This is a genomic window from Thauera propionica (assembly GCF_002245655.1).
In the GTDB taxonomy this organism is placed as follows: domain Bacteria; phylum Pseudomonadota; class Gammaproteobacteria; order Burkholderiales; family Rhodocyclaceae; genus Thauera; species Thauera propionica.
Genome location: NZ_NOIH01000018.1, coordinates 25,897 through 35,063 on the forward strand (window position 1 = coordinate 25,897; position 9,167 = coordinate 35,063).

At 67.4% G+C, this 9,167-nt stretch carries 11 protein-coding genes, 1 pseudogene and 1 other annotated feature; of the genes and pseudogenes, 3 read left to right on the plus strand and 9 right to left on the minus strand.

The features are described from left to right. Nucleotides 1-27: 27 nt before the first annotated feature. The 8 genes from CGK74_RS14690 to CGK74_RS14725 all read right to left on the minus strand — a co-directional run bounded on the left by CGK74_RS14690 (nt 28) and on the right by CGK74_RS14725 (nt 7,139). A complete protein-coding gene (locus CGK74_RS14690; protein WP_094269197.1) occupies nt 28-546 on the minus strand; it encodes a DUF3617 domain-containing protein in 519 nt (172 codons plus the stop codon). A 156-nt stretch (nt 547-702) separates the two neighbouring features. Next, the gene (gene sufT, locus CGK74_RS14695; RefSeq protein WP_094269198.1) at nt 703-1,272 is read right to left on the minus strand and encodes a putative Fe-S cluster assembly protein SufT; all 570 of its coding nucleotides are present in this window, start codon (nt 1,270-1,272) and stop codon (nt 703-705) included. A gap of 24 nt (nt 1,273-1,296) precedes the next feature. Next, nucleotides 1,297-1,752 (minus strand): Fe-S cluster assembly sulfur transfer protein SufU, encoded by a 456-nt coding sequence (gene sufU / locus CGK74_RS14700; protein WP_094269206.1) that lies wholly within the window; start codon nt 1,750-1,752, stop codon nt 1,297-1,299. 17 nt (nt 1,753-1,769) lie between these two features. After that, the gene (locus CGK74_RS14705) at nt 1,770-3,050 is read right to left on the minus strand and encodes an aminotransferase class V-fold PLP-dependent enzyme (protein WP_240498740.1); all 1,281 of its coding nucleotides are present in this window, start codon (nt 3,048-3,050) and stop codon (nt 1,770-1,772) included. After that, entirely contained in the window at nt 3,047-4,357 is a 1,311-nt protein-coding gene (gene sufD, locus CGK74_RS14710; protein ID WP_094269199.1) for a Fe-S cluster assembly protein SufD, read from the minus strand. Before sufD ends, CGK74_RS14705 begins: the two co-directional genes overlap by 4 nt. Next, a complete protein-coding gene (gene sufC / locus CGK74_RS14715) occupies nt 4,354-5,133 on the minus strand; it encodes a Fe-S cluster assembly ATPase SufC (RefSeq protein WP_094269200.1) in 780 nt (259 codons plus the stop codon). The genes sufD and sufC overlap by 4 nt, the downstream gene beginning before the upstream one ends. A 21-nt stretch (nt 5,134-5,154) precedes the next feature. Beyond that, nucleotides 5,155-6,639: a Fe-S cluster assembly protein SufB gene (gene sufB / locus CGK74_RS14720; RefSeq protein WP_094269201.1), complete on the minus strand. Its 1,485-nt coding sequence runs from the start codon at nt 6,637-6,639 to the stop codon at nt 5,155-5,157. A gap of 20 nt (nt 6,640-6,659) precedes the next feature. Continuing rightward, nucleotides 6,660-7,139: an SUF system Fe-S cluster assembly regulator gene (locus CGK74_RS14725; RefSeq protein WP_094269202.1), complete on the minus strand. Its 480-nt coding sequence runs from the start codon at nt 7,137-7,139 to the stop codon at nt 6,660-6,662. A gap of 135 nt (nt 7,140-7,274) precedes the next feature. On the opposite strand from CGK74_RS14725, the gene CGK74_RS14730 reads away from it, so the two are divergent. Together CGK74_RS14730 and CGK74_RS14735 are read left to right on the plus strand one after the other, a co-directional pair. Further along, nucleotides 7,275-7,463 (plus strand): hypothetical protein, encoded by a 189-nt coding sequence (locus CGK74_RS14730; RefSeq protein ID WP_094269203.1) that lies wholly within the window; start codon nt 7,275-7,277, stop codon nt 7,461-7,463. Then, complete coding sequence (locus tag CGK74_RS14735) at nt 7,456-7,995, plus strand: sterol desaturase family protein (RefSeq protein WP_240498741.1); 540 nt, start codon at nt 7,456-7,458, stop codon at nt 7,993-7,995. Before CGK74_RS14730 ends, CGK74_RS14735 begins: the two co-directional genes overlap by 8 nt. A 28-nt stretch (nt 7,996-8,023) precedes the next feature. Here CGK74_RS14735 and CGK74_RS14740 read toward each other — a convergent pair whose 3' ends face one another. Next, a complete protein-coding gene (locus CGK74_RS14740) occupies nt 8,024-8,407 on the minus strand; it encodes a DUF423 domain-containing protein (RefSeq protein WP_094269205.1) in 384 nt (127 codons plus the stop codon). Between the two features lie 353 nt (nt 8,408-8,760). On the opposite strand from CGK74_RS14740, the pseudogene CGK74_RS14745 reads away from it, so the two are divergent. Continuing rightward, nucleotides 8,761-9,167: pseudogene (locus CGK74_RS14745) on the plus strand (transposase); the annotation flags it as partial. Next, nucleotides 9,039-9,155: a sequence feature (AL1L pseudoknot), on the plus strand. It overlaps the preceding pseudogene by 117 nt.

The following is a 9,167-nucleotide window of genomic DNA, read 5'->3' on the forward strand; positions in this document are numbered from 1 at the left end:
CTGCGCCTCGCGATTGGCAGCAAGACCTCAGCGTGCTGCAGGCTGGACGGGCTCGCCAATGTTGAGGTTGCCGACGCCGTCCTGACCCTTGATCAGGAACTTGCCTTCGGGCAGACCGCCGCGGCAGGGTGCCAGGCGGCGGCCGTCGATCTCGGCCTTTGCCACCGTCACGCCATCGAGCGGAGGCGAGAAGGTCGTGCTCAACTCGCCCTGGAAGTTGTACTTGAAGTCGCCCGCGAAGCGGCCTTCGACCGTCGCGGTGCTGCCTTTCGCATCGCAGGTCGCCTGGTAGTAGGTGTAGTAGGCATCCTTGGTCCAGCGCTGCTCGCGACAGTTGCTGAGGGTGCTTTCCGGATGGGCGATCACGTCGTCCCTCGCAAGCTTTCCGATGCAGATGTGAAAGCTGGCGGTCCTGGCGGCGTCGCCGGCGGAGATGGTGTTCATCAGCCAGAGTCCGGGCATGCGCACGGGGGCTTCGGCCGGGGCCGTAGTGGCATGAGCCGCGGTGCTCGCGGCGATGAGCAGGATCGGGAGCAGTGTGCGCATGGGAAGGTCCGGAGGAGGGTGGGCGGGGAGCTGAATGAAGGGTTCGCAAGGCCATTCGGTGGTCGCGCTACGAAGCGCGAACGACCGGGAGCTTACCGGCCCGCCAACCCTCGGAACTTGAGCAAAGGCAAGAACCGCCTTCCCTTCATATAGCGCTCAGAACATCCCCATTTCAAGGCGGGCAGCGTCGCTCATCATCTCGCGGCTCCAGGGCGGATCCCATACCAGCTCCACGCTCGCTTCCTTCACGCCGGGCAGTTCCAGCAGCCGCTCACGCGCCTCGTCGGCGATCAGCGTGCCCATGCCGCAGCCGGGGGCGGTCAGGGTCATGCGCACAGCCAGGCGGTAGCCGCCCTCGGGCAGCGGTTCGGCCGTGCAGCCGTAGACCAGGCCGAGATTGACGATGTCGATCGGGATCTCCGGGTCGTAGCAGGTGCCCAGCAGCGTCCACGCGCTCTGCTCGACAGCCTCGGCGCTCAGCTCGCCAGCGGCCGGTTCGGGCATCGGTGGCGGAAGCTGCGGTTCCAGCCCGAGGGCGTCTGCGTCGCGTTCGGCAACACGGTACAGGTTGCCGCCGCACATCACAGTGATCGAGCCGCCCAGGCGCTGCGTGACCAGCGCGTAGGCGCCTTCGGGCAGCGTCTCGGGCTGGCCCCAGGGTACGCTCACCGCGTCGCAGTCGCGCGCGAGGACGCGGGATTCGGTTTCACCGTAGTGGTCACCCATGGTGCGGATCTCCGTTCAATCGTTTCACTCGGTGCGCGCCGGGTCCTGCGCGCCGACGATGGCGTTGTGCAGGGTGTGCCACGCCAGCGTGGCGCACTTCACCCGCACCGGAAACTCGCGCACGCCGGCCAGCACCGCCAGCTTGCCGAAGTCGCGCTCGGGCGGCGGTGTCTCCGTGAGCAGCGCGTGGAAGTCGTGGAACAGCGCCTCCACCTCGGCCACGGGCTTGCCCTTGATCGCCTCGGTCATCAGCGAGGCCGATGCGGTGGAGATGGCGCAGCCGTGGCCCACGAAGCTCACGTCCTTGACCACGCCGTCCTCGATGCGCAGAAACACCGTGAGCTGGTCGCCGCACAGCGGGTTGTGGCCGTCGGCCTGGTGGTCGGCCTCCGGCATGGGACGGTAGTTACGCGGCTGCCGGTTGTGGTCGAAGATGACCTCCTGGTACAGCTCGCGCAGATCGGGTCCGGTGTCGTTCATTGGATTGGTCTCCGCCTTCATCCGTGGTTGCGCGTGCCGAACAGGTCCTGCGCCTTGTCGATGGCGGCGACAAGCGCGTCGATGTCGGCAAGGGTGTTGTACATGGCCAGCGAGGCGCGTGCCGTGCCGGGAATGCCGAAGCGCGTCATCAGCGGCATCGCGCAATGGTGGCCGGCGCGGATCGCCACGCCCTCGGCATCAAGGATGGTGCCCAGGTCGTGAGGGTGGATGCCATCCACGAGGAAGGACAGGATGCCGGCCTTGTGCTGCGCCGTGCCGACCAGGCGCACGCCCCGGATGGCGTCGACCGCCGCCGTAGCGTACTCGAGCAGGGCATGCTCGTGCGCCGCTATCCGCTCGATGCCGACCTCTCGCACGTAGTCGATGGCCGCCGCCAGACCGATGGCGCCGGCGATGTTGGGCGTGCCGGCCTCGAAGCGTTGTGGCGGCTCGGCATAGGTGCTGCGCTCGAAGGACACGGTGCGGATCATGTCGCCGCCGCCCTGCCAGGGCGGCATGGCATTCAGGATGCTGCGGCGGCCGTAAAGCGCGCCGATGCCGGTGGGGCTGTAGAGCTTGTGCCCCGAGAACGCGTAGAAGTCGCAGCCGATGGCCTGCACGTCCACCGCCTGGTGCGCCACGGCTTGCGCGCCGTCGACCAGCACCACCGCACCGGCCGCGTGGGCGCGGGCGGTGAGTTCGGCTACCGGGTTGATGCTGCCCAGCGCGTTCGACACATGCGTGATCGCCACGAGCTGGGTGCGATGGTTGAGCAGGGCGTCGAAGGCCGCGAGGTCGAGCTCGCCCGCCTCGCTGACCGGCACCACCTTAAGCACCGCGCCGGTCTGCTCGCACAGCAGCTGCCATGGGACGATATTGGAGTGGTGCTCCATCGTCGTGATCAGGATCTCGTCGCCCGCGCGCAACTCGGCGCGGCCCCAGCTTTGCGCGACGAGGTTGATCGCCTCGGTGGTGCCGCGGGTGAAGACAATCTCGTCAGCGTGCGCAGCGTTGATGAAGCGCTGCACGGTGGCTCGCGCGGCGTCGTACAGCTCGGTCGCGTGCTGCGACAGCCAGTGCACGCCGCGGTGGATGTTGGCGTTGGATTCGAGGTAGAAGCGCCGCTCGGCCTCGATGACGGCCAGCGGCTTCTGCGTGGTGGCGCCGTTGTCCAGGTAGGCGAGGCGGCGGCCGTGCACCGGGCGCGCGAGGATCGGAAAGTCCGCCGCGACGTCGAGCTGGGAGGCGCCCACAGGCTGGCCGTTGCCGGAAACGGGAAGGTCGGTGAGCAGGGTCACAGCAGTTCCTCCAGCATGGCGCCGCCGGGCAGGCGGGCGAGCAGGGCGGTGCGCGCATGCTTGCGCAGCGCGTCGTGGGCGATGCGCTCGATGACTTCGGCGGCGAAGGCATAGGTCAGCAGTTGGCGTGCATGGACCTCATCGATGCCGCGTGCACGCAGGTAGAACAGCGCGTCCTCGTCGATCTGGCCGACGGTGGCGCCGTGGGCGCACTTCACGTCGTCGGCGTAGATCTCCAGTTCGGGACGGGCATCGGCCTCGGCCAACTTTGACAGCAGCAGGTTGTCGCAGCGCTGCACGGCGTCGGTGCGCTGCGCATCCTGGGCGACGATGATGCGCCCGGCGAACACCCCGCGCGCGTTGCCATCGACCAGGCCGCGGTAGTACTCGCGACTGGTGCCGAGCGGCATGGCGTGCTCGATCAGCGTGTGGTGGTCGACGTGGCGCCGGCCATCGACGTGGTACAGACCGTTGAACAGCGTCTCGCAGCCTTCGCCGTCGAAGCGGGTATGGATGTCATTGCGCGCCAGGCGGGCGCCGAAGGACAGCGAGTGGGAGGCGAAATGCGATCCGCGCGCCTGCTCGGCCTCGATCTGCGCCACATGGATGGCCTGCGCGTCCTGCTGCTGCAGCTTGACGTGGGTGATGCGCGCGTCCTGCGCCGCCTGCACCCGGGTAACGACCGTGCCGAGCGTGGCGCCGCCACCGACATGGTGTTCGACGATGCTCGCCTCCGAATTGGCGTCGGCCACGATCAGGTTGCGCAGGTGGCTGTCGGCCGCGCCAGTGGCGCCGATGAAGACCAGGTGCAGGAGCTGTTCCAGCGCCGTGCCGCGCGCCAGGCGCACGAAGGCGCCGTCGCCGCACAGCGCCAGGTTCAGCGCGTAGGGGCTTGCGCTGTCGTCGGCGGTGCCGAAGGCGGCCTCGACCGCGTCGGGCGCGGTGTTGAACGCTTCCGACAGGGCGCTGACTGTCACGCCGGTCGGCAACGTGCCGATGACCGACAGCGTCGGCGCGAACTGCCCGTCCACGAACACCAGCCAGTGGCCGCCGTCATCGAAGGCCGCACGCAGCGCCGCCAGCGTGGCGGCAGGGTGGGCGGCGGAATCGGGCGCGGCCAGCGCCTGCTGCTCGAGGAAGGCGAGCGAGGTGTGGCGCCAGGCCTCCAGCCGGCTCGTCGGCCAGCCGAGGTCGGCGAAACGGGCGATCGCGTCGGCGCGGCGGCGAGTCAGCCAGGGCAGGGCGGCGCCGGGCAGGTGGGCGGCGCGCTCGCGCTGGCGGGCAACCCAGGTGTCGATCTCGCTCATGGCCGCGCTCCTGCAGCAGTTTTAGTGGCCTTGCCTTCGGCGTCGATCCAGCCGTAGCCGTGCTCTTCCAGTTCCAGCGCAAGTTCGCGACCGCCCGAGCGCACGATGCGGCCCTGCGACAGCACGTGCACCTTGTCCGGTACGATGTAGTCGAGCAGGCGCTGGTAGTGGGTGATGACGATCATCGAGCGCTCGGGTGAGCGCAGGCGATTGACGCCTTCGGCGACGATCTTCAGCGCGTCGATGTCCAGCCCGGAGTCGGTCTCGTCCAGCACCGCCAGCCTGGGCTCGAGCAGCGCCATCTGCAGCACCTCGTTGCGCTTCTTCTCGCCGCCCGAGAAACCCTCATTGACCGAGCGGTAGAGGAACTCCTCCTTCATGCCGACCGCCTTCATCTCGGCCTTCACCCGTGCGAGGAAGTCCATCGCGTCGTACTCGGGCAGGCCGCGGTGGCGGCGCACGGCGTTGACCGCGGCCTTGAGGAAGTAGGCGTTGGACACGCCGGGAATCTCGACCGGGTACTGGAAGGCGAGGAAGAGCCCGGCGCGGGCGCGTTCCTCGGCCGGCAGGGCGAGCAGGTCGGTACCGTCCCAGTCCACGCTGCCGTCGGTCACGGTGAAGGTGTCGCGGCCGGCCAGCACCTGCGCCAGCGTGCTCTTGCCCGAGCCGTTGGGGCCCATGATGGCGTGCACCTCGCCGCTGCCCACCTCCAGGTTCAGACCCTTGAGGATGGCCTTGCCGTCGACGGCCGCGTGCAGGTTGTTGATCTTCAGCATCTTGGTTCTCCTTGGGGTCTATCAGCCGACGCTGCCTTCGAGGCTCACGCCGAGCAGTTTCTGCGCTTCCACCGCAAATTCCATCGGCAGTTCCTTGAACACCTCGCGGCAGAAGCCATTGACGATCATCGACACCGCGTCCTCGGCACTGATGCCGCGCTGCATCGCATAGAAAAGCTGGTCTTCGCCGATGCGCGAGGTGGTGGCCTCGTGTTCGACATGGGCGCTGGGGTTGCGCACCTCGATGGTGGGGAAGGTGTGCGCCGCGCAACGGTCGCCGATCAGGAGCGAGTCGCATTGCGTGTAGTTGCGCGCACCTTCCGCCCTGGGCGTCACGCGCACGAGGCCGCGGAAGGTGTTGCTGCCGCGCCCGGCCGAGATGCCCTTGCTGAGGATGGTGCTGCGGGTGTTGCGCCCCATGTGGATCATCTTGGTGCCGGTGTCGGCCTGCTGCAGGTTGTTGGTCAGCGCGACCGAGTGGAAGTCGCCCACCGAATCGTCACCGCGCAGGATCACGCTCGGGTACTTCCAGGTGATCGCCGAACCGGTCTCGACCTGCGTCCAGGAGATGTGCGAGCGTGCGCCGCGACAGTCGCCGCGCTTGGTGACGAAGTTGTAGATGCCGCCCTTGCCGTCCTTGTCGCCCGGGTACCAGTTCTGCACGGTGGAATACTTGATCTTGGCGTCGTCGAGCGCGATCAGTTCCACCACCGCGGCGTGGAGCTGGTTCTCGTCGCGCATCGGCGCGGTACAGCCCTCCAGATAACTGACGGATGCGCCTTCCTCCGCGATGATCAGCGTGCGCTCGAACTGGCCGGTGTCGCGGGCGTTGATGCGGAAGTAGGTCGAGAGCTCCATCGGGCACTTCACGCCCTTGGGGATGAAGACGAAGGAGCCGTCGGAGAACACCGCCGAGTTGAGCGCGGCGTAGAAGTTGTCGCCCGGCGGCACCACCGTGCCGAGGTACTGGCGCACCAGTTCCGGGTGTTCCTTCACCGCCTCCGAGAACGAACAGAACACGATGCCGTGCTCGCCCAGCTCCTTCTTGAAGGTGGTGGCCACGCTCACCGAGTCGAACACCGCATCCACCGCCACGCCGGCCAGGCGCGCGCGCTCGTGCAGTGGCACGCCGAGCTTCTCGAAGGTGCGCAGCAGTTCCGGATCGACTTCGTCCAGGCTCTTCGGGCCGTCCTTCTTCGACTTGGGCGCGGAGTAGTAGACGATGTCCTGGAAATCGACCGGCGGAAACTGCACCGCGGCCCAGACGGGCGGCGTCATGGTCAGCCAGTGGCGATAGGCCTCGAGCCGCCATTCGAGCAGCCATTCCGGCTCGCCCTTGCGCGCCGAGATGGTGCGGACGATGTCCTCGGACAAGCCCTTGGGCACGCTGTCTGTCTCGAGCCGCGTCTCGAAGCCGGCGACGTATTCCTGCTCGAGAAAGGCGCCGATCGCGTCGCCGCGCTTGGCGGGCGCCTGCGGCGGGGAGGTGAGGGTAGGGGCGTTCATCTTGCGTTCTCCTGGTTGCTTCAGCCGGCGTGGCGGGCGAGGCGGTCGGGGCCGCGCATGGGGTGTTCGGTGGTGGGCGTGGCGTTAGCCGTCGAAGGGGCGGGCGTCATCTCGGCGACGCTGACCGTCTGTAGCGCCTGGCGTACCACGGTGTTGATGCGGATCCAGCTGTCGCGGATGCGGCAACCGGTTTCGAGGTTGCAGGTGCCGCTGTTGGCACTGCACTCGGTGAGTCCGAAAGGGTGCTCTTCGAGCGCATCGATGAGGTCGGCGATGCTGATCTTCGCCGGCGGGCGCGACAGCACGTAGCCGCCCCGCGTACCGCGCTGGCTCTGCACCAGGCCGTGGCGGCCGAGCGCCTTCAGGATCTTGCTGACGGTCGCTAGGCCGAGGCCGAGCGCGTCGGCGAGCTCCGTGGCGCTGATCACGCGCTCGGGCGTGGTCGCCATGTGCGTGACGATCAGAGTGCCGTAGTCGGTGAGCTTGCTGATGCGAAGCATGATGGGCGTCTCCGCGTTGGGGTGCTTAAACTGTACTAAAACAGTACGATATTAGCAAGCGGGTCGGCAGGCAGGCGCATCGGGCGCGCCTTGGCCTAAGATGAAGTGCGAGCAGACAGGGACGAACACAGCGCGATGGAACTGGAAAGCGGTCGTAACTACGTGATCCGCCTGTGCAGCGGCGAGATCCGCGAGTGGCGCTTCGACGGCAGGGACTCTTGCGGCTTCGCATGGTGGTGCGACGTCGAGACCGGCAAGGGCTTTTCGGAAGCGGGTCTGCTCTATGCGTGGGAGATCCTGCCCGCGGGAGAAGACGGTGGCTGAGTCGGTCTGGTTTCGTTTAGCACTCCCGTACCCGGCTTCGCTCACGGCGCCGGGGCTGGGGGTGCTTGTTGCAGCGCTCGCATGGCCGGCCGGCGCGGACGGATGGAAGGCGGCGGCCGTGCTCGCCGGTCTCGTCGCCTGGACCCTCTCTGAGTACCTGCTGCACCGCTTCCTGCTGCACGGCGTCGAGCCATTCCGTGCCTGGCATCTCGCCCATCACCGCAATCCGACGCAACCGATCCGCGTGCCGCTGGCATTCAGCCTCGCCCTGGTGATCGCCGTGCTCGGCCTGTCGTTTGCCCTGCCCTGGGCGGAAAGCCTCGCCGCGCCCCTGTCAGTGGGCCTGCTGCTCGGCGACATGCTGCAGGAAACGGTGCATCAGGGCCTGCATGCGCAGGGTGTGCTGGGCCAGGGGCTGGCGCGCCTGCGCGCCCACCACGGGCATCATCATTTCGTCGATGAACGGGCCGCGTTCGGCACGCTCACCACCTTCTGGGACCGCTGCTTCGGCACGGCGCCGCGGAGCCGCTGACGCCGCTCGGCTTCCGAGCCAATTGGTATCAGAACCCGCGCGGCGTAGCGCGCAGCACCCGCCAGGCCACCACCAGCCAGCCGAGGATCATCAGGCTGCCGCCCACCGGCGTCACCGCCCCCAGCCAGCGAGGTCCACCCAGCGCCATCGCATACAGCGTGCCCGCGAAGATAACCGTGCCGGCAGCGAGCATCACAGCGGGCAGCAGACTGCGTGGCAACCGCGCCGCGCCCAGCGCCACCAGGCCGATTGCGTGCCACATCTGGTACTGCACCGCGGTCTGCCACCAGGCAAGCGCAGCATCGTCGAGCAGGCTGCGTAGCCCGTGGGCGCCGAACGCACCCAGTGCGACGCCCAGCGCCGCGAGCACGGCACCGGCAAAGAGGGGGAAGCGCGGGAGGTCGTTGTGCATGGGCGTGACAGGGTTGGAGACGTGCGAAGGCGGACACTGTAAACCGAAACCGGGGAACGGCTGCCGCGCAAAGCCGCTGAGTGGGCCGTCACAGTGGTCTCAACCACACAGCCGGGAGTTCGTCGCCATGGTTGCGTTCCTGGCCTTCCTCATCGACATATCCGCATATTTTTCGGGTGGCGAATTAGCCAGGCTCTTTCTACCATGGTGCTTGACGTCGATCCGTTCGCTTGCTGGACGGCGCCAAAGTGCCGCCGCGCAACTCTGCGTTAGCGCTCCAACGGTCACAACGTCGAGGCTATGTGAATCGCCCCGGGTTTCGAGGAGGCTCCAACTCTTGAGAAGATGGAGCCATGAACAAATCATCGAAGTTTTCACCGGAAGTGCGTGAGCGCGCCGTGCGCATGGTGCAGGAACACCGAGGCGAGTACCCCTCGCTGTGGGCGGCGATTGAATCTATCGCCCCCAAGATTGGCTGCGTGCCGCAGACCCTGCATGACTGGGTCAAGCGCGAGGAGATTGACGGTGGCCAGCGCGATGGGCCGACGAGCAGTGAGCGCGAGCGCCTCAAGCAACTGGAGCGAGAGAACAAGGAGTTGCGCCGTGCCAACGACATCCTCAAGGCGGCGAGCGCGTTTTTCGCCCAGGCGGAGCTCGACCGCCGTTTGAAGAGCTAAAGCACTTCATCGACCAACACCGTCACACGTTCGGGGTCAAGCCCATCTGCCGGGTTTTGCAGATGGCCCCGTCCTGTTACTGG

Excerpts from the sequence above, each read along its gene's own strand:
- CGK74_RS14690 (WP_094269197.1), bottom strand. The coding sequence starts at position 546 with ATGCGCACACTGCTCCCGATCCTGCTCATCGCCGCGAGCACCGCGGCT.
- sufT (WP_094269198.1), bottom strand. The coding sequence starts at position 1,272 with ATGGGTGACCACTACGGTGAAACCGAATCCCGCGTCCTCGCGCGCGAC.
- sufU (WP_094269206.1), bottom strand. The coding sequence starts at position 1,752 with ATGAACGACACCGGACCCGATCTGCGCGAGCTGTACCAGGAGGTCATC.
- sufD (WP_094269199.1), bottom strand. The coding sequence starts at position 4,357 with ATGAGCGAGATCGACACCTGGGTTGCCCGCCAGCGCGAGCGCGCCGCC.
- sufC (WP_094269200.1), bottom strand. The coding sequence starts at position 5,133 with ATGCTGAAGATCAACAACCTGCACGCGGCCGTCGACGGCAAGGCCATC.
- sufB (WP_094269201.1), bottom strand. The coding sequence starts at position 6,639 with ATGAACGCCCCTACCCTCACCTCCCCGCCGCAGGCGCCCGCCAAGCGC.
- CGK74_RS14725 (WP_094269202.1), bottom strand. The coding sequence starts at position 7,139 with ATGCTTCGCATCAGCAAGCTCACCGACTACGGCACTCTGATCGTCACG.
- CGK74_RS14730 (WP_094269203.1), top strand. The coding sequence starts at position 7,275 with ATGGAACTGGAAAGCGGTCGTAACTACGTGATCCGCCTGTGCAGCGGC.
- CGK74_RS14740 (WP_094269205.1), bottom strand. The coding sequence starts at position 8,407 with ATGCACAACGACCTCCCGCGCTTCCCCCTCTTTGCCGGTGCCGTGCTC.